Here is a 25,389-nt window from a genome sequence, read left to right on the forward strand (position 1 = left end):
TCAGGCCGGTGGATGCTCGTTCGCTTTCTCAAGTGGCGGTTGCTCATCGCCTGGTTGTTCATCCAGTACGTCGAGTTGCGGTTGGTCCTCGACCCATTGCCAAAACAGTTTATAGGCGACCGCCAGTACCACCGGGCCGATGAACAAGCCGATGAAACCCCCGCTGACCATACCGCCCAAGGCGCCAATCAGGATCACCGGCATAGGCACATCGACGCCGCGGCCCAGCATCAAGGGCTTGAGGATGTTGTCGGCCATGCCGGCAATCAGGCTGTAGATGGCGAACACGACGGTGGCAAGCGTGGTGCCATCGGTGGCAAAGACATAGGCGATTACCGGCAAACTCACGAGAATCACCGGCAACTGCATGATCCCCATCAACAATGCAACCAAGGCCAGCAGCCCGGCACCGGGCACGCCCATGAGCACGAAGCCGACCCCTACCAGCAGCATCTGGATAAAGGCGATACCCACCACGCCCTGGGCGACTGCGCGGATGGTCGCGGTGCACAGTTCGGTAATGCGCGGGCCGCGTTCGGGGCCGGAAAGGCGGGTGGCGATGGCCTTGGCGCTGCGTTCGCCGTTTTCGCCGTAGGCCATGAGCACACCGGCAATGATCAGGGCACCGATGAACAGCAGAAAGCCCACGCCAACACCGGCCATCTTGCCCAGCAAGGTCAAACCGACCGTCTTGATGTAAGGCATCAACTTCATCAGCACGCTGCTCATGTCGGTCGCCGACTGCAGCCAGAAGGTGTAGAGCGGTTTGCCAATGAGGGGCAGGGTGGCGATTTTTTCGTTCGGCAGCGGAATTTCCAGGCTGTCGGACTTGAGCATGGCCAGGGCGCCTTCGATCGAATCGCTGATCGAAGTACCCAGCAGGTAAATCGGTACCATCAGCAACGCCAGGGCGACGACTATGATCAAGGTAGCGGTGCGGCCGTCCTTGTTACCCAGCTTGCCCTTGAGCATGTTGTGCAGCGGGTACAGGGTAATGGCCAGGATCACTGCCCAGAGCATCAGATTGAGGAAGGGATGAAAGATCTGGAAGCAGAACAGCACCAGCACCGTGATCAGGCCGGCGCGAATCAAAACATCGAGCAACCCACCGGACAACGCCCTTGCAGAAATGTTCGTGCGCAACATCGTCTAGCACCTCGCGATTCGTCACCAGGATCGGGATACGCTTAGGCAGCATAGACGTTGAATTGCCGGGAGTTCCAAGCTGATGCAACGAAGTTATAGGCAATCGAGTAGATGAGACCCGCCTGCCCGGGTTGCCTGCGGAGGTTGCCCAGGCTTTTGTGGCGGTATGACAGCAGGCGACCACGCTGGCCCAGGACGTGGCCGAGCAAAGACTGGCCGCTCAGCGCCAGGTGTTAGCTGAGGAGCGCGAAGTGTTAGCGGCCCTGGAGGCTCGCGCCCGGTTGGACGCCGCACAGGCCCGTTAACATTCGCCGCTCATAGAGATCGATTGGGAGCGGGGCGCCTTCACATCGCATCGCGGGGCAAGGCCCCGCCTACCGGGCCGCTTGCATTCTGCGCGCGCGATACGCTCAACCCCAGCAGCCCACCGATCACCAGCGCAGCGGCCATGAAGTACATCGCCGCATGGGTGTTGCCGGTGAGTTGCGTCAACCAGCCCACCACAATGGTGCTGAAGAACCCGGCCACATTGCCCAGCGAGTTGATCAAGGCAATCCCTGCTGCTGCCGCTGCACCGCCAACCACTGCCGTGGGCATGCCCCAGAACACCGGCAAGCTGCTGATCATCGCCGCCGTACCAATGGTAAGGCCGATCATCGACAGCACCAGGCTGTCGCCGAACAAAGTACCGAACACCACCCCGGCACCACCGATGAAGGCGCAGATCGCCAGGTGCCAGCGGTACTCGCGAAGCCGGTCCGAGCTGCGCCCAACCAGCACCATGCTCACCGTGGCTACCGAGTAGGGGATCGCCGTCAGCACGCCAATGGCCCAGGGCTCGGCGACGCCGCTATTGCGGATGATGGTCGGCATCCAGAAGCTGATGACGTACTGCCCCAGCACCAGGCAAAAATATACCCCGCCCAGCAGCCAGATTTTCGCATTCAACAAGCCGTCGCGCAGCGAGTGACGAGACTTGGCCAGGGCTTCGCGATCCAGCGCCGCCTGCATTCCGCGCTTTTCTTCGGAACTCAGCCAGTGGGCATCGGCAATGCGGTCACGGAGCAGGAAAAACACCGCAGCGCCCAACGCCACCGCGGGCAAGCCTTCGATCACGAACAGCCACTGCCAGCCGGCATAACCGCCCACGCCATCGAAATGCTGCATGATCAAACCGGAAATCAGCGAACCGAGCATGCTCGAAATCGGCAGGGCGGCGATGAACAGGGAAATCATCACGCCCCGGCGATGGCTCGGAAACCAGGTGGTGAGGTAGAAGATGATCCCGGGAAAGAACCCGGCTTCGGCGATACCGATCAAAAACCGCAGCACGTAGAAGGTCATCGGCGTTTCGATGAACATCATCGCCGCCGACAGCAAACCCCAGGTCATCATGATCCGGGCGATCCAGCGGCGGGCACCAAACGTGTGCAGGGCGATATTGCTGGGAATCTCGAACATCAGGTAGCCGACAAAAAACACACCGGCGCCCAGGCCATACACCGCATCGCTGAACTTCAGGTCATCGAGCATCTGCAGTTTGGCAAAGCCCACGTTGACCCGGTCAAGGTAGGCCACCAGGTAGCAGACAATCAGCAGCGGAATGATCCGCCACGCGGTTTTGCGGTAGGCGTCTTGCAGGGCAGCGTCCGGCATGCTGCCGGGGAGTGGCGGTAGGGTGGTCATCTCGAGCCTCTTTTTTGTTGTTGTAGGGGCGATCCTGAAATGGCAGTACAACCGGTCAGAGCGCGCGGCCTCCTGGCCACTCACCGCACGCGCACATGTCCCGGACAACGTCGCGGATCAACTCGCTGATCAGCGTTTTAAGGTGGCTGGCAGGCATTGCGGCGCAGCTGCAGATGCCCAGGGTGCGCGACATGCCGTCAGCGGCAATCCGGTGCGCAACCAGACGCCCGTCATCAATTTCGCGCATGGCCAGGTTCAACGGCATGATGGTGTGTCCGATGCCGGCCTCCACCGCGCTTTTGAGGATGTGTACCGAGTTGACCTCCATGGCGATCTCACCCAAGCTCAGCCCGTGCTGTGCCACCGCCTGTTCAACCAGGGTGCGGGTGCTGTGGCCATGGGCCTGGCTCGGGAATACCAGCGGCCGGGCCAGCGCCTGCTCCAGCGACACTTCACCGGCAGCTGGCGCATCCGGTGCATTGGCCCGGTGGATCAGGTAGAAGTCTTCTTCGATCAAGGCACTGAACAGCACCTGCGCGGGCAGGTCGGCGCTGGTAAACAGGGCAAGGTCCACGCGGCCACGGATCAGTTGGTCCATCACGTTGCCGGTCAGCTCTTCATTGAGGTGAAACGCTACCTGCGGGTAGCGCGCCGCCACTGCCCGCATCAACGGCATGGCCAGGATGGTCGCGACGCTTTGCGGCAATGCCACGATGATCGAGCCGCTGACCGCGTCCGGGCTGCTGGTGACGGCGGAGCGGGCATCGGCCAGGTGTTTGAGCATGCCCTGCGCATATTCGTAGAACACCTTGCCGGCATCACTGGCGACCACCCCATTGTGGCTGCGATGAAACAGCTGCACCCCCAGCTCGTCCTCCAGCGCCGACATCTGTTTGCTCAAGGCCGATTGCGCCACATGCACCTGGCGCGCGGCTTGGGACAGGCTGCCGCAATCAATCACGGCGACAAAGTATCTGATCTGGCGGATTTCCATTCAGGCTTCCTGCAGGATGGGAACGTACGGGGCCGGTGATGGTACAGCGCCTTAGCCTGCGGCGTGCCCGCGAGGAAAGATCTTGCCGGGATTCATCAGTTGCTTGGGGTCCAGTGCGGCCTTGATCGCCTTCATAGTGTCCACCGCGTTTTCCCCGTGTTCAACTGTCATGAAGTGCTGCTTGGTCAAACCGATGCCGTGCTCGCCGGTGCAGCTGCCGTTCATCGCGATCGCCCGTTCGGCCAGGCGGTGTGCGGCCGCCTCGGCGCGCTCGACCTCGGCGTGATCATCAGGGTCGACCAGAATCAGCGCGTGGAAATTGCCATCACCGACATGGCCGAAGATCGGTGCCAGCAAGCCGTTTTGCGCAAGGTCTGCAGCGGTGGCTTCAATGCAGTCGGCCAGGCGCGAAATCGGCACTACGGCATCGGTGGTCAGGGCACGGCAACCGGGACGCAGGGCCAGGGCTGCGAAGTAGCCGTCGTGGCGGGCTTGCCACAAACGGCTGCGGTCTTCTGGATGCAGCGCCCATTCAAAATCCAGGCCCTGGTGTTCGTCGGCGACCATGCGTACGGTCTCAAGCTGTTCCTTCACACCGGTTTCGGAACCATGCAGTTCGAACAGCAACGAGGGCACCTCGCGCAGCTGCGTTTTGCTGTAGGCGTTGAGGGCGCGCATGGTCAAGGCATCGAGCAGCTCGATACGGGCGATGGGCACGCCCAGCTGGATGATCTGGATCACCGCGCGTACAGCGTGATCGACACTGGGGAAGCGGCACACGGCGGCCGAGATGGCCTCAGGGATCGGGTGCAGTTTGACGGTCAGCTCGGCGATGGTCGCCAGTGTACCGCCCGAGCCCACCAGTAAATGGGTCAAGTCGTAGCCTGCTGAAGACTTGCGCGCCCGGCCACCGGTGTTGATCACACGCCCGTCGGCCAGCACCGCGGTCATGCCCAGCACGTTTTCACGCATGGTGCCGTAGCGCACGGCGTTGGTACCGGAGGCGCGGGTCGCGGCCATACCGCCCAGGGAGGCATCGGCGCCAGGGTCGATGGGAAAGAACAGCCCGGTGCCATGCAAGGCGGCGTTGAGCTGCTTGCGGGTCACGCCCGGTTGTACGGTGGCGTCCATGTCATCGATGCGGATATCGACAATCCGGTTCATGCCGGAGACGTCAATGCTCACGCCGCCGTGAGTGGCCTGCAACCAGCCTTCAAGGGACGTGCCGCTGCCATAGGCGATCATCGGCACATCGTGCTGGTAGCACGCGGCGTTGATGCTGACGATGTCGTCGAGGCTGTTGGCGTAGGCAACGGCATCCGGTGGCATCGGGTCGAGAGCGGAAATATCGCTGCCATGGTGCTCGCGCACACTGGCGGAAGTGGAGAAACGGTCACCGAGCAACAGGCGCAGGTCGTCGCACAGGGAGTGGGGAAGGGGCATCGAGCAGTCTCCGGTTCTTGTTCACCGCGTAAAACGTGCGGCATTTGTAGGGAGTTATTGCTCATCTTAGGCAGGCTTTGGCCAACACCTGTAGTGCTGATTTCAGATGGGGTCATCTGTTCAAGAGATGGTCTTGCGGGCATGCCTGGGTTGGTGGAGCGAAGCGAGTGGAGGGCAGTTGCTGATGCCCCACCTGATTGGGTTGTATTTATAGCTCAACTAAATAGTTATTTAGTTTAGTTATAATTTATGGTTATCAATGGGGAAGGGTAGCTCATCCTTGTTCGCTATCTTCCAAATTTGCACGGTATCTTTCAAGGGCACGCATAATCGGCACGTGTAATCGGTAACAAGCCCCGTAAATCAAGGGTTCCAGCCATCTGCGACGGCCATTCAAAGTAGTATGCAATGGGTCATTTTCCAAGCTGGATGCTTTAAAGTGCTCACAATTACCTGAAAGCTGCTGAGGGTTTGGACGCGCAGAATCTGCCGCACGTTGCCCAGGTCAATGCGGCGATTGGCATGGAAGTCCTGCTCAAGAGCTTCATTTCTGTGCCTGACCAGCATCAAGGTACATCCGGCGAGACCTACAAACTCGACGCTGTAGCGTTGGCCGCAGCTCATCAGCATCTGCAAAGCGCTGACAAAACCAGTCGTAAAACCCCTGAGAGGCACGATTTGTTGACGTTATTCCATGCGATGCCCGAAGCAATTCGTCGTAGCTTGGCCCTGGACAGCCAGGAAGATTCCTTCGAGAGATACCGCGACGTGTTCATCAACAGCCGGTATCCGTATGAGTCGAGCAGCTGGAAGTTTTCCGATCCGGTGCTGATGAGATTGCTGCGGTGGACGCTGGCCAACGTGGTTGGCTATTGCAAGGAGCAAAGTTCGCAGGATCCGTTTGTCCTGGATTACATCGCTGAGCTGCAGGCATGAGCTGCAGGTCAGTGATCGAGGCCTGGAACTGGCTTCAAATCTAACCACCACCGGCCCACAAGCTTCTATAGAGCGCTACGCATAATGTATATTATGTTAAATCGTTTACTATGTTATACGCACCTACCTTGTGTCCAATTCCACATATCTCCGGTCAAATCCCCACAAACCCCCGTTTCCCAAAAAATCAAAAGCTTGGGTTCCATTCATACTCCTATCTCTGCGCATGGCCCTTCACTAACCTCCGGTTGACCCCATCCGACCCTCAACCCCATTCGACCATGACATCCACCATGGCAATGCTGCAGCTTTCTGCTACAGGTTAAAGGAGCCATCACTCGTTCTAGCCCCCTGGTTCTGTCATGACTCCGCCGTTCATCCCATTCCCGATTTTCCCTCCCTACGTTTACTGGAGGCCAAATCAGCTTCGATCCTTTCCTACGAATCTAGCTGTGGCTGATCGGCTAGCTCAGATAGACCCGGCAGCCAATCCCTTCATCAACATCTGGTACGTCGACAGGTTTGTGAATTGGATTGCTCACAATTGGGGCGTAGAAAATCCTCACCGTCAGTACCACAGCTGCATTATGGGTCTGGAGAAAATGCTCAATTGGAGCTTTGCTCATGGCCTGTCGCTCGTTGACTGGCGCCGCAAAGACTTTGAGAACTACGCAGAGTTTGTGCTCAACCCGCCAAAAGCTTGGACTGTGTCCGGCAAACAGGCTCGCTTCGTGCAGGAACCCGGCGTCGCATTTGAGGGTTGGTCTATAAACCCAATCTGGCGCCCGTTCCTTGATTCCAGATCAATTGGTGATGACGGCGAAATCGAGAAAAATGTCTGGAAGCGAGAGATTCGCTGCGCGACGCAGTTTCTGGATTTTTACCTCAAGGATACTTCAGCCTCACGTGAAAACGTTGCCGCGCAGCCCCTTGCTGATCTTGCTTTCAAGCAACCCAAGGCGATCGGTTTTTTGACCGATGCTGAGCTGGAATGGGTCTTAAAGTCGCTCCCAAATTTCATGGGCGTGCATGAATTCCGAATAATTGAGATGTACCTGATCATGGCTAGGTACTCGGGCCGCCGGCTCTGGAGCGTCATGGGAAACGCCAGGTCGCCCGGCCATCTCGATCAGTTCAATCGTAGGTCGGACGGACGTTGGGTTGAGCTTCGCTCAGCCAATTATGTTGGTTAGTCGTAAGCCTGTTCCTGAGTGAGAACTGCTCTTGGCATTCTAATGGATGCGCTGAGCGTGCCTCTGCGGGGACGGCTGTTGTTAACCGTGTTTCTGCCATCAGGCCTCGTCTTGGCTCTTCGGGCGTCCATACTCACGCCTGTGCGCTCCTCTTGCAGTCGCCGTCAAGGGATGCCTTTGCTTGTATGCTGTGACCCCTGCCCGCTTTATGGCCACCGCACCAACTCCAGTTCCTTGAGCCGGATGGCCATTGCCGAATCCGAGACGCCGAATTGCTGGGCAAGTGGCACCAGGTTCTGGTTGTTGAAGCGGGTGCATCGCGCCAGCGCCAGTTCACGTTCTCCCGACTCTTTTGGGGCGTAGAGGAGCCGATCCGGATTGTTGGGGTCGAGGTGATAGGCAATCACGTCGCTGAAGCGCAATTGCCCCTTGCAGCAGAACATAAATTCGAACCGTTCCCTCACCAGCCTTTGAGGCATGAGGAAGCAGGCCGCGAAGCGATCGGCTTGTCGCTCTGCGGGTGCACGTGGCGTTTGCAACGGGCTGCCATCAAACGCGCGGTCACGATGCATGACGGTGTCCTCATGCAGCACAAGATGGCCGACTTCATGGGCCCCCGTGAAGAGCTGAACTTTGTCACCAAACTCGGTCGCGACAGCGATCTTATTGGATTGACGGTCAATCAGGCCCGCAATGCGAGTACCGGTTTTATGCCGGTTGAACTGGGTGTCCCCCAGGGTGGGATATTCATGATAGTCGTAGCCGCAGACCATGGCGGCGATCCGGGGGCTACGCATCATCATCGGTGGAATTTCTTGATCTGGCCAGAGGTACCGGCGATCACGGTAAATCTGCATGAGCAGGTCAGTCGCTGCTTTCTCGATTGAGGCTTCATTCATGGCAGAACACCACATATAGGCTGTCAAATACAATCTAGCCCAATATGTAGTGGTTTCAATATATGACTAACCCACCATATGAGTTTTTCAGATGAACGGTGGAGGAGTTTGGCACAAGAAAAAAAGTGATTTCATTTCGCTATCTTTAGCTTCGCCCTGCTCCAGATTGTGTGCGAGGATTCGGCTACGGCGGTGGACGATGAGGGCGTGCCAGACCGCTATCAACACATCGAGCCCTTGGTGTCGCCCGCTGTAGCGTTGGGGCCATCAAAAGGATTACAGGAGGTTTGACAAGAAACATGGCATTGGATGTTGCGTTTAGCATTGAGGCTGGAGACTTTGTCGATCCCGATCGAGCCTATGACCTGTTTTGGGCAGGTGTAATTACCAATAAACGAGCCTTCGTTTGCCCTGGAGCGGACTGTGCAGCCCAGGTGACCTGTGCGAATTTGGACAAGGACGTGCAGAGCATGCGGGTCGTGCCGCACTTCAAGGTTTATGGAGAGCATAGTGAGGCATGCGGGATCATCAACGGGAAGGCGATCGACCTTGAGGTTGAGCCGAGCGGCCCCGACGGGCAGGAGCGCAAAACCGTCGATGAGTCCATTGTTGACGTGTTCAAGCTTGATCGACCCGACTCGTACTATGACGAACCGACTCAGGATCCCAGCGCTGATGTGCATGTGGCGAAACAACGCGCTAGAAACACAAGGCCTTACACGACCAAGCTGGGTGAATCCGGGATCGTAGGCCCCATTTACTCCGTGCGCTCTGTAGTAAGCCGGTATATCCGATATCGATCCGACAGCACCTTGGCGTTTCGCCGGCTCAATATTGCCGGCCAGGACGTGGCCTACGACAGCATTTTTAAATGCATCTGGGAGCAGGATCTGAATGACCTCCCCGACCACCCCGTCATCTACTATGGGTGGGCCTACATCGATCGCACTAGAAAAAATGACGCGTACCGGATCAAGTTCAAGAAATGCTTGATGCGCGGAACCGAAAGCCTGACGACCTCAAGCTTCGTTTCGGACACGCTCGTCGAGCGCTACAAACTCAAAAACCTCATGGCTACCAGGCTTTCAAAGATCTCCCAGCAGCCCAAACCCACTGCGTTTGTGTTTCTGTACGGACAACCCACAGTACGAACGTCACAGGGGACGAGCTACGCCAATTTCGAGCTGAAGAACTTGGACATGGTTGACGTTAACTACGACTGCCCATTGTCTTCCAAGTACGACAAGTAGCTAGTGAAGCCTGAACCACCCCGAAGCATATGCCGATGGTGGTTCGGGCCTGCCATGGATGCTAAGCGAGCGCTAACGGGCTCAGACTATACCGAGAGAATCAGTCCTAGGGCGTCAGGGCTGAGTGGCCTGTCGAATTGGTTTGTATCCACGTTACAGCTCCAGCATCGCCCACCTGCTGGCACAAGAACAGCCCCATGCTTCACGTCAGCACTCCCCTCGCCCATGCTGCTTTTACGAGTAGCTAGAGAAGTCATGTGCGAGGGTCAGGTTACTCCCATGCAGCTCAGCATCAGGCCCTATCTGGCGCTCTACGGTGGTCGCTAAGCTGCTACCTTCAACGCTCAGACTAGAGCCATCCGTCCTCAGATGTCATTGACGAGGGCCTGGTGGTTGCGATGATGACGTCGTCCTCAGTGGTCACCGTTGCCAAGTACCCTTCAGATTTCATCGCGTTGACCAAGCTCCGGTTTGACTCGCTGTTTCTTACCTTGATCTTCTTGACCTTCGCGCTCACAGTTTTGAAGTCCTCATCGTCGAGCAACCCTAGAGCTGCAGCAATGTCCGGCCACTTCATCCCGGGAAGACATTGTGTCAGCATTTCAGAGCGCTGCTCCGGGGTGAGGCTCGCGTTGCGAACCAGATGTCGCAGCACAGGCATCAGCGAATCAGCAAACCTTGCGCCGGCTTGATTGGCCAGCATAGATACACGGCCGAGCTCTGGAACCGCTTCCGGTTTGCTTTCAATCGTCTCCAGGCTAAGCCCTGACCACATCTGAATTTTCTGTGTGAGTGACAGCGCTTTGCTTTTGCTCAGCGTGAGCATCGTGTCGAGCTGGAGCGAGCTGATATCGATCTCTGCCTTTGCTAGATCCCACCGTTCAACTAGGTACTTGCCTTCGAGGTGTGGGCAAGTATTCAGTACGATCTCCCTGACTTCCGAGCTGTATGGCAAAAATGATGAGGCTACCAGCATGCCCCAGCGACCCTCAGGTAGCGCTGCTTTTATCATTGCTAGGTCTTGAAGCACGACGCCATCGAGCAATACCTGGAGCACGTCATTACTGATACTGGTGGAGCTCAGAAGATACTGTTGCAGCGAGCAGTCTGCGCTCGTTGACTGCCACAGCGTGCCCTTGAGAGACGATGCATTCCGAGCGATGAAGCCGGTGAATACCGTTGTGGGTTCCGATCCAATTTCTTCGTCCGAGACGTTGCCGTCTGGCCCAACGACTTTCTCAAAAAAAATCCACACTGCGTCAGCTTTGGCCACCAGGCGATCACTCTCAAGTGCCTTTGCCCAAAGATATCTCGGGGCGTCAGTGAGTGCGTGTAGGACACAGGTCGTGTGATCGAAGAGTCTATTTGTCAGATCGTGATCTGCGTCCACTTCTGCTAGTAAGCTGGCCAAGGAGTCGCTTGATTCATCCAAGACAGCAGACTGATCTAGCAATGCCCTACCGAGCTCATCGGCGTGAGAGAGCAGATAATTACCTAGCCCATTGATGCCCAAAGCCTGCAGCCTACGCAAGGACACGATGCCCACATCTTCAGGTTCGGATTTGGCGTCTTTAGAATCCTGTCCAGCTTCCGACTTCGCGCATATCAGCGATAGCATTGGCAGGTTGATCTTGATGCAGCCCCAGTCGATCAGCCTTTCGAGGTCTGCGAGACTCATCGTATGGCCCAGTGAGGCAAACTGGACTGGGTACGCCCTGAGCCACGCCCAGGCTCCCACATTGCTCTCTAATCCTGGCATCAGTCGTGAAGCATCTTCCAGCCCCTCGATTGTAGGCACCAGATCCGTCGAGGCATCACCGGCCAGGGTCTTGACGTCGGATTCCGGCAGGTTGTCGACGATTGCTTTGACGAGGGACTGACGGACCTCGCTTCCTTCAAAAACTCCACCAGCGTCCCCCGTGTCCCTAGCGTTGAAAAGGCTATTAAACAGTTTGGGTTCGAGGCGGTACACGGCGCGAATAAATCCAGCCGCGTCTGTTCGACTCAAAAGCTCGCGCACTGCGATGGCCATTCGTTCGGCGTGCTCGTCCAGGCCGCTCCTCAGTATATGGCTTAGCTGTGTGTCTGCTGAGCCAGCCGCGAGCGAGGTTGGTCGGGCGCTGAGACAGGCTATCAAATCGACGATGATCCCCCTGCCCTCGTCGAGCTCGTCGCTCTTAAGCTTTTCCAGCACGGTACTCGGGCTGTCGACAGGCGTGGAGACTTCTGGCAGCACGCCACGTCTCAATGAAAGGATCAGATCTTTGTCACCAGGCGTCAGCGATCCCTGATAGAAATAACCTAGGTAGTCGGTGTAATCGGCATCGAGAAAGCCATGCTGCATCAGATAGCTCACGACATCCAAGCCTGGAAGATTGCTCCTTACGACCTCTCCATACCCTTTCTTGACGGCGGTCTTGAACGACATCCTGATGACCTGATCCGATTGTCTCTGCACCGCTGCGATTTCGTCCGCGATTGTACTAAGTCGCCGCCCAAGCAAAGCATGGCGCCGCTCATAGGATGTAGCGGTGAGCAGCTCAGCCTTAGAGATGTTTCGAGGTGAGTTTCTGACCCGTCCATATTGATCCACGACAGCCATTGAGAGGAGCGCGGCTTGATTCATTAATACGTCGAACACCTCGTCGGTCACGAATTGCTGCGGCGCATACTGGGTACCATTGATTAGGGCATGGGTTGCCGTGTCGATTTCGGTCAATCGAAGAAGCGTGAACCAAACGTAGGCCCTCAGCTCAGCGACATTGTTGGCCAGTTCGGAGACTCGCTCATCACGCTCACGCCGCAAGTCATCAAGTCGCTTGGCATTGGCGCTGTTCTGCTGGATTTTCCAGGTATCGAGGCCCTTGATGACCCCATAGATCGCCCCCCGCCGTTTGACCAGGTCGGCGTACGCGCCGGGATGTAGATTGCGAATGGCGACTATCGCAAACAGCTTGTCTGGCTCCAGGCGTAGGCCGCTGGCAAGGATATTTGAAAACATATCGAATTCATTGACGATATTTTTGACCAGCCGGAGGTCATCGATGTAGTAGCAGACCGTCTCCACCAGTCGACGGTCGAGGTGTTCGCCCAAGGGTTTCGATTTGAAGGTTCGAAGGTTCAGAAGCTCCATCATCTTTTCCTGGGAGTTTTCCGAGTTGATGACGGGGATCACTGGGACGATGAGGTCAAAAAACTTGGTTTTCTCGCCGACGACGAACATTTCATCGCGCAGCGCGTAGACGAAATAGACGGGTCGTTTCACTTGAGGTGATTGCTTGATGATGAAATTGATTTCCCGCAATCGGGTGAACACATCATGAATGCCGAATCGGTCGAGATCCTCAATGATCACCACGTCAATGCTGCTTCGCTCAAAGCAGTAAATGATCTCATCGATATTTTTGTGCAGGACGGAGCCGTGGTGGGTGGTCTCCAGCTTGCCACCTTTGAGTGTCAAACCATCAATACTGAACAGCGAACTCAGGCGCAGACACGTGTGTAGCAGGTGTATGCACCCTAACGCGGCGATTCCGACAGCGAGCGGGCTCGGGATCCACAGCAGCCATTCCAGGAGCCAGGCCGGTTCAATCTTGGGCAGCTTCTCTGCCACAGGAACGTACAGCCTCAGCGCCGCCAGAATGAGGAGGCCATAGCAGAGGGTTTTCCACCAGATTTTCAGGCCAGATGCCTGGTCGATCCTCTTAAGGCGAGTCTTGGGGAGTGTCTTTGCAGGAACGGCGTACAGGAGCTGCTGGACGATCGTCTCCTCGATCCGGGCAACGAGATCAGATTCAGCCTTGTTTTCCTCGGATTTAGAATCCTGCCCAGCCTTTGCAGAGGGCTCGGATGAGCGCGGTGATTCCGAGGCCGCGTCGGTATCGGTAACAAGCTCATACGCCCCAGAGATCTCGGTGTCCTTGCCGAATGTGGCTAGCGAAACAAATGCGTAGACTAATTCAGGGTGGCGATGGACGAAGGTTCGAAGCACGCTGCTCTTCCCTGCCCCGTACTCCCCCGTGATCGCGATGTTCCTGACTTGATCGTTCCTCAGCCCATTCAGTAACTCACGCTCATACCGCTGGATCTTCCCAGGCTCGATGAGTACTGGGGTTAGCGGCTGGAACAGATTCTCATGAGAGGGCGCGGCCAAGAACGCACGTGCGGCCTGATAGGCGCTGACGGCCGCACATGGGTACCGCTTCAAAGCGGCTAGCTTGCTGCGAGTCTTATTAGTCCAGGCGTTAGAGGCATCTAATGCCCGGTTATAGAAGGCGCGCAAGCGAATGAACATCCGTGTCTCCAAGCAGGCTAGCGGCTACCAGGCATTCATTTGCCGAAGATTGAATGATCGATCTTGGGTCTGAGCGGGAAGGTGAGCTTCCGGTGAGCCTGATACGAGGGTTGGGATGATAGCTCACGGCCATCTTCGCCTGCGAACCCTTTGTTCACCTGGCAAGAGCTTGGCGCTGGCTTACCTCTGCACGATCCGCATGCATGGGCGACTGAACAATCGCTGGAGATGAGCCTCGCGCTGGTGGAGGCGTTGCTGGATGAAGTGGAGGCTCGTGCTGAGAAGGCAGCGGTGCTCAAACGTACCGTGCAAGCAGGTCAAGCGCCAGTGGAGTGACCTGTGTACCTGGTTAAGGCCGCAGATGCGGCCATTCACGCGGGGCCAGTCGAAGTGTCACGCAGCAACTGCTGCCTACCCCCTACTACTTACTCGCAATCGCTTGATTACCCAACGGACAGCTCTGCGCATTAAGGAAGCGCGATTTTTTCAGCCAGTCTTGCTGCGGGTAATAGGCGAACACATAGCTACCGCGTCGCAGCGTATCGATCAGCTTGCCGGCAATTGCCGGCCGAACGGCAGGACAACCCTGGCTGCGACCCAGTCGACCGAGACCGGCAACAACCTTGGGATCGGCATACGCGGCGGCATGCATGACAATCGCCCGGGACATGCTGTTGTCGTTGAACCCCGGCTCCAGCCCCTGCAGGCGCAGCGAGCGGCCATGCTTGCCGCTGTAGGTCTGACCGGTCTCATACAGGCCGATGGAAGATTGGTAGCTGTTCGGGGTGTTGGAGAACGTCGTCGGTACATCGGCGCCGCTGTTTTTGCCATGGGCAACCCACTCTTCGAATAACAGCTTCCTCGAGCGCAGGTCGAACACCCACAGACGCTTGTCACGCGATGCCTTCGAGTAGTCAATCACGGTGAGCAATTTATCCGCGTCGCGGTGACTGGCGCACTCGTAGGCGGTAAGTGCCAGCGTCAGGGTCGAAAGATTGGCGTTCGGCGCCAATTGCTGCAGATCGGCAGCGCTAGGCAGCGTTTCGGCCTGGGCGGTGTTCCAGGCGCTCAGGAAAAACAGGCCAATACTGGCCACTGAAAGCCGGATGGCTCCCCGCAATGGTTCAAACAGCGACATGGATTATCCTGTTAAAAACCTGTCTGCGCTGGCGAAGCCGTTAACAGGTGTTAAGTCCTAGTGGTCGGTGTTGCCTGGTGTTGTTATGGCTCGCTTTGCGAGCGAAAAAATCAGCTGGATCGAAGTCAAAGCCCACTACTCTGCTTGATTTTTACAGGATTTCCGATCATTTCTTGACCAATGGTTTAAGTTCTTCACTGTCTTCGGTGCTGACCACCGTGAATTTTCCATTGCTGCGGGTATCCCGGGTTGACGCCCAGTCGGTGATCACCAGCGTCGTACCGATGTCCATCGCCGAGCGTAAATGACGACGGAATTCCGGATTCATGTTCAATTGGCCCAATTGTTCATAAGGTGTATCCCCGTACTCTGGGTTGCTCAGACCCACCACTGACCAGCGTAATGGCAGCGCGGCGTCGAGTGCCAAAGCGGATGGCTTTTGCAACAGGGAATACACCGCCATTCCACTGCGATGCTGGCTGCTTTCAATCGACGATGCTGGCGCCGAGCCGATCAACTGGCCACCACGATACACATAGGCACGCAGGTCAGCGCGACTGATCAGGATCGACAACGGCCCCGCCGTCGGGTCTGGATCGCTCCAGAACTGTTGGTTGCTCAATACCAGCGGGCCTTGGGCCTTGCCCTCGTTGACCGTAGGTGCAAGCACACCGGGGTGATAGACCTCCACCGGTGCACTATGGGTGTCGGAAACGATGACGGTGGTCGAGCTGAAACCGGTGATTTCATAGAGATTCTTAGCGAATGCCAGCGGTAGGCGCACGCAACCATGTGAGGCGGGGTAGCCCGGTAGATGGCCAGCGTGCAGGGCAATGCCGTCCCACGTCAGGCGCTCCATGTAGGGCATCGGGGCGCTGTTGTAGAGACTGGATTTATGCTCGACCTTTTTCTGCAGAATGCTGAATACCCCGGTGGGGGTTTCCCGCCCTGCCTTGCCGCTGCTCACGGTACTGACGCCGATGGCGATGCCGTTGCGATAGACGTAGGCACGTTGCTCGGTGAGGCTGACTACCACGGTTACCGGTCCCACCGGCGAGACCTGCGGGTACCAGAGAAACTGGCCAGCCTTGAGACTGTCGAGCCTGGCCCTGAGTTCGGTCGGAGTGGGCACCTGCAGCGGAGCCGCTTCGACCAAGGCAGCGGCAAGTAACAGACCCAGAGCGAGCGGTAGATGCATCATCGAATCCATTCTCGGAGAACCATGTCCCCAGCTTAGCTGGAAGCGCTTGGCGCGACTATGCCCCTAACAAACGGGCATCAATGAACTCCCTGCAGTGCGACATCGACCGCCTCGATAAGCATCTCCGCGTGCTCTTGCGTAAACGCCAATAACGGTCGTATCTTCAGCACGTTTTCCAGCGGACCGGCGGCACTGATCAGCACGCCATGTTCACGCATTGCGTTGACGACCTTGCGCGCCTGCTCGGCTGCCGGTCTCTTCGTCGCACGGTCAGTGACCAGCTCAACCCCCAGGAACATGCCAGCGCCCCTGACGTCACCGATCATTTCATGGCGCTGCGCAAGCTTTGTCAGACCATCCAGCAGATAACCACCAATGTCATGCGATCGCTGCTGCAGATGTTCTTCCTTTATGACGTCCAGGACAGCTTGGCCTGCTGCGCACGAGACAGGGTTGCCTCCAAACGTATTGAAGTAGCGCATGTTCTTTCCGAATTCATCGACTACCTCAGAGCGCCCAACAATACCGGCAATGGGCTGGCCATTACCCATGGGCTTACCGAGCGTGACAATGTCCGGATGCACGTTATGCCGCGAAAAACCCCACATGTTCAGACCGGTACGGGCAAAGCCTGATTGTACCTCGTCTGCGATGTACAGCATTCCTTCTGCCTGGGCCAACGCCACACCATCAGCGAGAAAGCCCGCTGGCCCGGGCAGGACGCCGTCGCTGGAGAAGATGCCATCCAGCAAAATAGCGGCGGGACGGATGCCGTGCGCTTTCAAGTCATCGATCGCGGCACGTACGTCTGCGGCGAAAGTCGACGCCAGGTTCTCGGCCCCCAGACGGTAAGCGTCAGGTGCGCGAACGGTACGGACATGCGCCGGGAGCACCATGGCGCGACCGAGCGACGGCGAAAGCTCGGCGATGTCTCCCGTTACACCGTGGTAGGCAAATTGGGTGATGATCACACCGGTACCGCCGGTGTACTGCTTGGCGATCCGCAGCGCGAGGTCGTTCGCTTCACTGCCGGTACAGGTGAACATGACGCGATTCAGGTCAGCAGAGAATGTGCCCAGCAACTGCTCGGCATAGTCGAGAATGCCCTCCTGCAGGTAGCGGGTGTGCGTGTTCAGCACAAGCGACTGCCGATACATCGCCTCCACCACTCGGGGATGGCAGTGACCGATGGAAGCGACGTTGTTGTAGGCATCCAGGTAACGACGGCCCTGCTCATCGTAGAGCCACACGCCCTCCCCTCGAACAGTATGCAGCGGTCGTTCGTAGAAAAGACGGTACGCCGGGCCCAACAGGCGCTCGCGGCGTTCAATCAAGCGTCGTTCCGTTTCCGAAAGCCGGCTTGCGTCCTCTGAAGTGAAACCGTTGGTCATGCTCATGCTTTGACCTCTCGCAGGCACGCTGAAGAAATTCGATCTTCAATTTCAGATCGAGACACAGACGACATTGCCTTCAAATTCGCCCACGCGCGCTGGGCGTTCCGAAGGATGTACTGACGATTCTCAGGATGCAGGTCGGCGCGCCATGAGTTGATGCACAGGGCTAATGCCAACCGCGTGGCCAGCAGCTCCGGCAGCAGTGCCAACTCGTCTTGGGTAAGCGGATTGTGTTGGTGGTACGCGCCAATGACATCCAGTGCCGGCGCCAGGACATCGCCGTCTTGCCCAAGGTGGTATGAAGCGGCAACCGCTACTTCGTTGACCAAGGGTGCGTACACCATGTCACCGAAATCAAGGATGCTGCGCAGGACATTCGGGCGCTTGTCATCGACGATAATGTTGTGCGGGTTGGTGTCATTGTGAATCACTTGTTTTCGCAGCAGAGGGATCCGCGGCAAGACGACGGCTTCGTACAGGTCAAGACTTTGCTCGACCATGCTTCGCCCCTGACCTGGTTCGATGTGAATCAGCAGCGGTCGAAGGTGCGCGGCATGCTGCATGTCCCAGAGCAGCGCATGCCCGGCGGCAGGATGAGTGAAGCCTTGCAACGCTACGTCAAGCCGGGCAATGGACTGCCCAATGACTCGGCGAAACGCGGTTGTGGTGCGGCTCACGCGGTGAAGGGGCATACCGTCTGCAAAAGACAGGAGCCGGGCCAGCATGTGCTGCCCATCAATCTCGATAAAGGTGGCGTACTGGCCTTCAAGCGACGGATGCACACGTTGAACCGGAAGATCGGGGTCTCGAAGTTCGATCCTGCGCATCGCCTGGTTGTGGAAGTCGACCACATCGGGGTTCTCAAGCGGGTGGGAGAGCTTGAACAAACGAGATGAGCCGTCTTCAAGGAGCACGCGGAAATTCAGGTCTCGCTCTCCACCCAATTTTTCCAGCTTGCCGCTCAAACCAAATTGCTGCTGGAGCACCGCGCCCGCTTGCGCATCGGTGACCAGCGCTGGAGCAGCTTCCAGTAAGCTGTCATCAACCGCTAAATTTTCAAGTGGCATGACTCACGTCCTCATCCGGCTTGCTGATGGCGCCCTCGTTGCCAAGGGCGCCATGCATCACTTATTGACCCAAGCGTTGAATCGTTCCTCCAGGTCCTCACCATGATCGATCCAGAACTCGGCGTCGGTAGCCCGGGCGTTTTGTAGATTTTCCGGTGCAGTCGGGAGTTTTTCGCCTACACGCTTATCAACCAAGCCCATCGCGTTCGTGTTGCTGGGGCCATAGGGAATGGCTTCGACGAAATTCTTCTGTTGAACAGGCTCGCTGGCGAAAGCGATGAAACGCTCTGCCAATTCCTTTTTCGCAGACCCTTTAACGATCGCCCAGTGGTCGAGGTCGTAAAGGCTGCCATTCCATTGCATTGCAAATGACTGGCCCTCCTCCTGGGCTGAGGTGACGCGACCGTTGTAGGCGGAGGTCATGACCACGTCACCGGCCATCAGCCATTGCAGAGGCTGCGCGCCGGAATCCCACCACTGGATGTTGGGCTTGATTTCGTCGAGCTTTTTGAACGCGCGTTGAATACCCGCTTCCGTGCCGAGAAGCGTGTAGACATCCTGCTTGCTCACTCCGTCCGCAAGCAGCGCGAACTCCAGGGTGAATTTCGCTCCGCGACGAAGGCCGCGCTTACCGGGGTATTTCTTCATGTCCCAAAAGTCGGCCCAACCTTGCGGGCTTTCGGCGAGCTTCTTGGGATCATAGGTAAGCACAGTCGACCAGATGAAAATGCCGACGCCACAGTCGCTGACTGCGGCAGGAAGGAAATCTTCCTTCTTGCCTATCCGGCTCCAGTCCAAGGGCTCGAACAACCCTTCACTGCAACCACGGATGAGCTCGGGAGATTCCACCTCCACAACATCCCAACTGGTTTTACCGGTGTCGGCCATCACCTTGATCTTGGCCATTTCGCCATTGTAGTCATCGGCCGTGATGACCGTGGCGCTCTTGGCTGTGAAGGGTTTGTAGAACGCCTTTTCTTGCGCCTGGCGATTGTTCCCGCCGAACGACACCACGGTCAGCTTTTCAGCGGCATTCAGCGGGCCGGCTATTGCTCCAAGCAAAAGTACAGCTGCGATTTTCTTATTCATGCGTCTCTCCAGGTCAGCTACGGGTCATGGGCAGCTTTAAAGGGATGGCAGTTTTCTTGTAGTGGCAGCAAGCGATCGAATGTGAGGCTTCCCCCGGTGGGGACAGCATTCATTAAAACACATTAAAAACATGATGCATCATATTTTAATCTACACTCATCCTTACCAATGAAAGGAATCCCGTTATGACCGATCAACGTACTTTGCTTCTCACCGGTGCGAGCCGGGGCATTGGCCACGCAACCGTGAAACATTTCAGCGCTGCGGGTTGGCGAGTCTTCACAGCGTCGAGGCAGGATCTGGGCGAAGGCTGCCCATGGGCCGAGGGGCTGGCCAACCACATTCACCTCGACCTCGGGAATGTGGAGGATGTACAGCGCAGACTTCCAGACATCCGGGAAAAGCTCGGTGGCCGACTGGATGCTCTGGTCAACAACGCCGGCATGTCACCAAAAGGCCCGGATGGAGAGCGACTAGGGGTGCTGGAGTCCGACTATTCGACTTGGCTGAACGTGTTCAATGTCAACATCTTCTCGACGGCACTGCTGGCTCGGGGGCTTTTCGAGGAGCTCAAGACGGCGAGAGGCTCGGTTATTAACGTCACCTCTATTGCCGGTTCGCGCGTCCACCCGTTTGCAGGTGTCGCTTACGCCTGCTCGAAAGCGGCGCTTTCCGCTCTGACTCGCGAGATGGCGCATGACTTCGGGCCTCACGGTGTTCGCGTAAACGCGATCGCTCCCGGGGAAATCGATACCTCCATCCTGTCCGCCGGCACCGAGCTGATAGTCGAGCGATCGATCCCGATGAAACGCATGGGCAAGCCCGAGGAAGTCGCCGCACTGGTGCATTTCCTCTGCACCCACGGCGCTTCGTATATCAATGGCGCAGAAATCCACGTAAACGGTGGGCAACATGTTTGAGTTACTCGATAATCGCTAGCGGTAGCCTCCCCTCTCCAGCCGGGCATGTGCCGCACACGAGTAAGCGATGAATTACCCTATTGAGAACCTGAAACACTCCTATCTTGGCAGCGGTATCTATGGCCTGCTCCGAGAAGCGTTGATCACAGGCCGCTTCCAGCCCAATGACCGGTTGCGCATACGCGACCTTGCTGAACAATTGGGTACAAGTGTCACGCCTGTACGGGACGCCATTCTGCAATTGGCGAAGGAGCAGGCGCTGGTTCTCAAGACACCGAGAGACATTCGTGTCCCGGTACTGACCTCCAAGCAGTACCTGGAGATCAGAAGCATCCGGCTCTCGCTCGAAGGATTGGCAGCCGAGACTGCCGCATCGTTAGCGACCCCGCAGCAATTGATGCGGCTGGAAACCTGCATAGAAAACAACCTCGCTGCGATTAAAGACAATGACCTGGCGGCAGCATTGACCTTCAATCACGAGTTTCACTTCAGCTTGACGGAAATCGCTGACATGCCGGTCCTTGCCAACCTGCTGGACGGCTTGTGGATGCGCACCGGGCCGCTCATTGCTCGCGCCTATGGAAGCTTCAATGAGCGCATGGCGATTGACCATCACTGGGATGTACTCGACGCGCTGAAGAAACGCGATGGCGCCGGAGCTCGCCAGGCAATCTGTAGTGACATTCTTGATGGCAGTCAGAAAATGCTGGAGTACGTTCAACTTGAGCATGACTGAATACCCTGCGTCCGTTTCTGCTGCACACTTCAGATGCCCCGTGAAGCCGTCCCTGGCTTCGCTGCCTTTTACCACTGATGCGTATAAGTCGCCGTTAACACAGCCCCAGGTGCCGGCAAATGGCTGGTGTTGTTACTGTTGCGCATCAACTGACTGTAAAGCGGGTAATAACTCCGGTTAAACAGGTTCTGAACACCCACGCTAACCTGGTCGTCTTCACTCAGCTGGTACTGACTGATCAGGTCTACGGTGGTGTAGCCATCGACCTTGCGCCGACCGAAGCTGGCAACGCCATTCAGACGATAATCTTCTCCGTCAAAATAGGTGGCTTGCACACGATTGCTCCATACATCAGTGGGTTTGAACTGTACGTAAGCGGTCAGTTTGAGTGGCGGGATGCGATACCCGGTCATGTCCTGCCAGTCTCCACCGTCCGGTTGTTCCCGGCCCTTCATCCAGGTAAAGGTGCCACCGGCGCCCCAGCGCTCATCGTTGGTCAGCCAGTCGGCGCTGCCTTCGACACCGTAGATCCGCTCTTTGGTGCGGGTCAGGATCAGGCCGTTGTTGAAACTCTGCACATCGCCCAGTTTCGAGGTGGTGTAGAACACCGCCAGCGACGCCAGCGTCTGCTCACCTAGCGCGCCACGCCAGCCCAGCTCGTAATTGTTGGTTTTCACCGGTTCCAGGTTCGACGAGTCGATATCGAACCCGCGGCGGGCATTGCGTAGCTGCACGCCAATATCGGGTAGCTGGAAGCCCTGGCTGAACGCCGCATAAATTTCCTGGCCCGCCACCGGTGAGTAGGTCACGCTAAGGTTGGACAACACCGAATCGTAATGCACCTCGCCGCCCTGGACGGTGGCCGGTTGGGCGGCGGTCGACTCCGACAGCGGGATGAAGTCATCGTATTCGGCGGTGGCGTACTCGTAACGCACACCGCCTTCCATCGACCAGTGATCGTTGAACTTGTGCTGAAGCTGGGCAAAGCCACCGACACTGCGCGAGGTCAGGTCGGGCATGTAGGTCAACTTGCCGATCTTGTCGAACACCCTGCCCCCGCTCGCGTCGTAGACCTGCGGATCGAAGATGTCGATCGGCATGTCGCTGCGCTCCTGGTTGAAGTCAGCGCCCCACAGCAGCTCGGTAGTGCCCTCGTTGCCGAGCGGAGTACGCAAGGTGATCCGGCTGCCGTACACCTCGCTGTTTTGCATTACCTGATCGACATTGCGTCCACGGGTAGCCACCGCACGCGCATCAAAAGGCGTGAAACGGGTGAAGTAGTCCCGGTAGTAGAGCTGCGCATTCAGCGTGCCGCCGAGGATGTCGGTGTGCGCGTATTCAAGGTTGAGCAGCGTGTTCTTGATCTGGTTCTGCTCGTCCAGCGACAGGCCGGACAGCGGCCTTGCCGGTACCGTGCCTGGCGGCAGCTTGGCGACAGACGGATCGGAGGTATAGTCGGAGTTCTGCTCGGCGTTGTAGTGGCTGGCCGACAGCTGGATACGCTGGACATCATCGATGCGCAAACCCAGTTTGCCGCCGATGTTGTAGGTGTTGGCGTCAAACAGATCGCCCTGGCTGGGCTCTGGCGCGATGCGCTGTCCTTTGGCGTCATAGGAGGCACCAATGTGTCGCGCGCCGAAGTCCAGGGCGTAATCGACCTGCCCCTGAGATCCGGACAGGTGATGCTGCAATTGGCCGCCAAGACCGTCACTGTCCAGTTGGCTCAGGGGGGATACGGCGGTCAAGGTCGTCTGCGCACGCGGTTCGCCACCGGCCGGGCGCGTGGAGATGGAAATGATGCCACCGGTTGCGCCAGCACCATAGATAGCGCTGCTGCCACGGATCACTTCAATGCGCTCGATCAGCGCCGGGTCGATGTTCGCCAGGTTGCGTGAGGAATCGCGATTGGTATTCAGCGGAACGCCATCGACCAGCACCAGCATTGTGCGCCCGCGCAGGGTCTGGCCGTAGTCGGTGATGGTGCGGCTGGAGTCGGCCATGCCGGGAATGCTTTTGGCCAGCAAGGTAGCCAGCCCATCGGACCCCTGGCGCAACTGCTCCAGTTGCTCGCGCTCGATGACATTGACCTGCCGGGCTTGCGGCACCAGGTCGCTGTTCAGGCGCGACGAGCTGATCTCCAGGCTGGCCAGTTCCACTGCTGCAGATCCGTCCGCGGCAACTTCGGTGGCTTGCGCAGACGTACCCGGTACCACCAGATAAGTGTGTTCGTCACGTTCCTGGGCAGTCAGCCCGCTCTTGCCCAGCAACCGTTCCAGCGCTTCCTGCACGGTATAGCGGCCCCGCAGCGCGGGTGCAGTCTTGTTGGCAGTGATGTCACTGGCGAACAGGATCTGTGCCGACGCTTGGCGCGCGACGGCATTGAGGGACTTCTCCAGCGAGGTGGCTGGAACATCGAAATCGACCGGTGCGGATTGCGCCAACGACCATTGGCTGAGCAGCAGGCTGCTGGTCAGCAAGGACAGGCGCAGGAAGGGCTGACTCACGTTCTTATTCTCCACAAAGTAAGGTTGCATGGAGATAGCCGTCAGCACAGCCGCGTAACCCTACCTCGGTCGACGATTATTTTTTCGTGTTGCGCGATTTGATCAGCACCGTACCATCGGCCGCGGTGGAAACGCTCACCGGCAGGATGCCAGGCAACAGCGCCAGCAGGCGCTCGACATGGTCGCTGTCAAACACACCGGATACCGGCAAGCGGGCAATACTCGGGTCGATGAGCGTGATCGGCTGGCGGTGATAGCGCTGAAGCGTGCCGATGACCTCGCCCAGCGGGGTGCTTTCAAACACCAAGCGGCTGTCTTTCCAGGCGCTGACATCCTCGGCATTGACCCGCGTCACCTGACCCGGGACGCCCTGTCGCACGCGCAGTTGCTGGCCAGCTTCGAGCAGCGCCAACGTGTCGGTGGCGTCCCCGCGGACGGCTACCTTGCCTTCGGCCACGGTGACCTGCACATCCTGCTCATACCGATTGACGTTGAAGCGGGTGCCGACCACGCGCACCCCTGCCCCCCCGGCATCGACGAGGAACGGGCGATAGACCATCGGCGAGACCTGGAACAATGCCTGGCCCCGCTTCAGCTCAACCTGGCGAGTGCGCAGGTGCCAGCTGATAGTCATTTCACTGTCGCTGTCGAGCAGCACTTCACTGCCATCGACCAGCTGCAACGCCTGACGCTGGCCGACCTCGCTGACCAGGTGTTGACTGCGGTAGGCGGGGTCTGACCAGACCACACCAGCAGCGACTGCCAAGAGTAGCGCCCCAAGCGCTTTTCCTGCGCCACGCTTGTTCTTGGCCGGCGTTGAAGGCGGAAGCGGAAAACGCTGCTTGAGGTCCTCGCGAAACCGGGCAATGGCCTCGTCTTCCTGGCTGTAATCCTTGGATCTGTTCGAATTGCGACTCATGGCAGTAGCTCCGTACCCAGGTGTGCGCGGCAAGCGCTCATGCCCAGGCGCAGGTGCTTTTCTACGGTTTTGAGGGAAATTCCCAGGCGTTCGGCCACTTCAGCTTGTGGCAGTTCATGCAGTTTGTGCATGACGAAGACCCTCTGACAGCGTGGCGGCAGATTGGCAATCGCCTCAGTCAGCAGCGCCAAGGTGCGTTCACCGTCGATATGACGCGCCTGGCTCGGAGCGCCACTGACGATGTCTGGCAATGTCGGTACATCGATAACCCAAGCCTGGCGTCGATGCTCACTACGGTAGCGGGTGATCGCGATATCGTGGGCGATCTTGCGCAGCAAGGCTACCGGCGTGCGCACACCTTGCTTTTCATCTTGTTCAAGCAACTGCACACACAAGTCGTGCACGACCTCACGGGCGAAAACCCGCTCGCCGAAGCGTCGGCGAACATGATCCACCAGCTCGTCATAATGCCGAATCAAAGCTGCCAGGAGTGTGGGTTTGGGAGGTTCAGCCTGCACGATGACCTGCGCGTAGGGGCAACGGGTGCCACGGTGGGTGGCGTTGCCGCGCAGTATAAATG

At 57.7% G+C, this 25,389-nt stretch carries 20 protein-coding genes; 6 read left to right on the forward strand and 14 right to left on the reverse strand.

The genetic code is table 11. The features are described from left to right. The 4 genes from NPS47_RS09210 to NPS47_RS09230 all read right to left on the reverse strand — a co-directional run bounded on the left by NPS47_RS09210 (position 1) and on the right by NPS47_RS09230 (position 5,269). Positions 1–1,146 carry an AI-2E family transporter gene (locus NPS47_RS09210; RefSeq protein ID WP_274294679.1) on the reverse strand — a complete coding sequence of 382 codons (1,146 nt, stop codon included), beginning with the start codon at positions 1,144–1,146 and terminating at the stop codon, positions 1–3. A 345-nt stretch (positions 1,147–1,491) separates the two neighbouring features. Next, on the reverse strand, positions 1,492–2,832 hold the full coding sequence (locus NPS47_RS09220; protein WP_274294680.1) for an MFS transporter: 1,341 nt from the start codon (positions 2,830–2,832) through the stop codon (positions 1,492–1,494). A 55-nt stretch (positions 2,833–2,887) separates the two neighbouring features. Beyond that, complete coding sequence (locus NPS47_RS09225) at positions 2,888–3,826, reverse strand: LysR family transcriptional regulator (RefSeq protein WP_274294681.1); 939 nt, start codon at positions 3,824–3,826, stop codon at positions 2,888–2,890. A 51-nt stretch (positions 3,827–3,877) separates the two neighbouring features. After that, complete coding sequence (locus NPS47_RS09230) at positions 3,878–5,269, reverse strand: FAD-binding oxidoreductase (RefSeq protein ID WP_274294682.1); 1,392 nt, start codon at positions 5,267–5,269, stop codon at positions 3,878–3,880. Positions 5,270–5,740: 471 nt separating this feature from the next. On the opposite strand from NPS47_RS09230, the gene NPS47_RS09235 reads away from it, so the two are divergent. Together NPS47_RS09235 and NPS47_RS09240 are read left to right on the forward strand one after the other, a co-directional pair. After that, on the forward strand, positions 5,741–6,205 hold the full coding sequence (locus tag NPS47_RS09235) for a hypothetical protein (protein WP_274294683.1): 465 nt from the start codon (positions 5,741–5,743) through the stop codon (positions 6,203–6,205). A 362-nt stretch (positions 6,206–6,567) separates the two neighbouring features. Then, positions 6,568–7,398: an integrase gene (locus NPS47_RS09240; RefSeq protein WP_274294684.1), complete on the forward strand. Its 831-nt coding sequence runs from the start codon at positions 6,568–6,570 to the stop codon at positions 7,396–7,398. A 206-nt stretch (positions 7,399–7,604) separates the two neighbouring features. Here the strand turns inward: NPS47_RS09240 and NPS47_RS09245 are convergent, their stop codons facing one another. Then, a complete protein-coding gene (locus tag NPS47_RS09245) occupies positions 7,605–8,297 on the reverse strand; it encodes an ImmA/IrrE family metallo-endopeptidase (RefSeq protein WP_274294685.1) in 693 nt (230 codons plus the stop codon). Between the two features lie 299 nt (positions 8,298–8,596). Here NPS47_RS09245 and NPS47_RS09250 point away from each other — a divergent pair, with 299 nt between their 5' ends. After that, positions 8,597–9,547 carry a hypothetical protein gene (locus NPS47_RS09250; RefSeq protein WP_274294686.1) on the forward strand — a complete coding sequence of 317 codons (951 nt, stop codon included), beginning with the start codon at positions 8,597–8,599 and terminating at the stop codon, positions 9,545–9,547. 349 nt (positions 9,548–9,896) lie between these two features. On the opposite strand, the gene NPS47_RS09255 is transcribed toward NPS47_RS09250, so the two are convergent. After that, positions 9,897–13,841 (reverse strand): hypothetical protein, encoded by a 3,945-nt coding sequence (locus NPS47_RS09255; RefSeq protein ID WP_274294687.1) that lies wholly within the window; start codon positions 13,839–13,841, stop codon positions 9,897–9,899. A gap of 150 nt (positions 13,842–13,991) precedes the next feature. On the opposite strand from NPS47_RS09255, the gene NPS47_RS09260 reads away from it, so the two are divergent. Beyond that, positions 13,992–14,177: a hypothetical protein gene (locus NPS47_RS09260; protein WP_274294688.1), complete on the forward strand. Its 186-nt coding sequence runs from the start codon at positions 13,992–13,994 to the stop codon at positions 14,175–14,177. Positions 14,178–14,262: 85 nt separating this feature from the next. Here the strand turns inward: NPS47_RS09260 and NPS47_RS09265 are convergent, their stop codons facing one another. The 5 genes from NPS47_RS09265 to NPS47_RS09285 all read right to left on the reverse strand — a co-directional run bounded on the left by NPS47_RS09265 (position 14,263) and on the right by NPS47_RS09285 (position 19,730). Further along, positions 14,263–14,979: a murein L,D-transpeptidase catalytic domain family protein gene (locus tag NPS47_RS09265; protein WP_274294689.1), complete on the reverse strand. Its 717-nt coding sequence runs from the start codon at positions 14,977–14,979 to the stop codon at positions 14,263–14,265. Positions 14,980–15,145: 166 nt separating this feature from the next. Next, positions 15,146–16,180: a L,D-transpeptidase gene (locus NPS47_RS09270; RefSeq protein WP_274294690.1), complete on the reverse strand. Its 1,035-nt coding sequence runs from the start codon at positions 16,178–16,180 to the stop codon at positions 15,146–15,148. Positions 16,181–16,257: 77 nt separating this feature from the next. Then, positions 16,258–17,577, reverse strand: a complete 1,320-nt coding sequence (locus NPS47_RS09275; protein ID WP_274294691.1) for an aspartate aminotransferase family protein — start codon at positions 17,575–17,577, stop codon at positions 16,258–16,260. Then, a complete protein-coding gene (locus tag NPS47_RS09280; RefSeq protein WP_274294692.1) occupies positions 17,574–18,641 on the reverse strand; it encodes a phosphotransferase in 1,068 nt (355 codons plus the stop codon). The genes NPS47_RS09275 and NPS47_RS09280 overlap by 4 nt, the downstream gene beginning before the upstream one ends. Before the next feature lie 57 nt (positions 18,642–18,698). After that, positions 18,699–19,730: an ABC transporter substrate-binding protein gene (locus NPS47_RS09285; protein WP_274294693.1), complete on the reverse strand. Its 1,032-nt coding sequence runs from the start codon at positions 19,728–19,730 to the stop codon at positions 18,699–18,701. A gap of 185 nt (positions 19,731–19,915) precedes the next feature. Between NPS47_RS09285 and NPS47_RS09290 the strand changes: the two genes are divergently transcribed. Both NPS47_RS09290 and NPS47_RS09295 read left to right on the forward strand, forming a co-directional pair. Further along, entirely contained in the window at positions 19,916–20,650 is a 735-nt protein-coding gene (locus tag NPS47_RS09290) for an SDR family NAD(P)-dependent oxidoreductase (protein ID WP_274294694.1), read from the forward strand. 67 nt (positions 20,651–20,717) lie between these two features. Next, positions 20,718–21,386 carry a GntR family transcriptional regulator gene (locus NPS47_RS09295; RefSeq protein WP_274294695.1) on the forward strand — a complete coding sequence of 223 codons (669 nt, stop codon included), beginning with the start codon at positions 20,718–20,720 and terminating at the stop codon, positions 21,384–21,386. A 68-nt stretch (positions 21,387–21,454) separates the two neighbouring features. On the opposite strand, the gene NPS47_RS09300 is transcribed toward NPS47_RS09295, so the two are convergent. The 3 genes from NPS47_RS09300 to NPS47_RS09310 form a co-directional block, all read right to left on the reverse strand. Continuing rightward, positions 21,455–23,890: a TonB-dependent siderophore receptor gene (locus NPS47_RS09300; protein WP_425313488.1), complete on the reverse strand. Its 2,436-nt coding sequence runs from the start codon at positions 23,888–23,890 to the stop codon at positions 21,455–21,457. A 76-nt stretch (positions 23,891–23,966) separates the two neighbouring features. Continuing rightward, on the reverse strand, positions 23,967–24,809 hold the full coding sequence (locus NPS47_RS09305) for a FecR family protein (protein WP_274294697.1): 843 nt from the start codon (positions 24,807–24,809) through the stop codon (positions 23,967–23,969). Then, the gene (locus NPS47_RS09310) at positions 24,806–25,327 is read right to left on the reverse strand and encodes an RNA polymerase sigma factor (RefSeq protein ID WP_274294698.1); all 522 of its coding nucleotides are present in this window, start codon (positions 25,325–25,327) and stop codon (positions 24,806–24,808) included. Before NPS47_RS09310 ends, NPS47_RS09305 begins: the two co-directional genes overlap by 4 nt. Between the last annotated feature and the right edge of the window lie 62 nt (positions 25,328–25,389).

The organism is Pseudomonas putida (assembly GCF_028682475.1).
GTDB lineage: Bacteria > Pseudomonadota > Gammaproteobacteria > Pseudomonadales > Pseudomonadaceae > Aquipseudomonas > Aquipseudomonas putida_AG.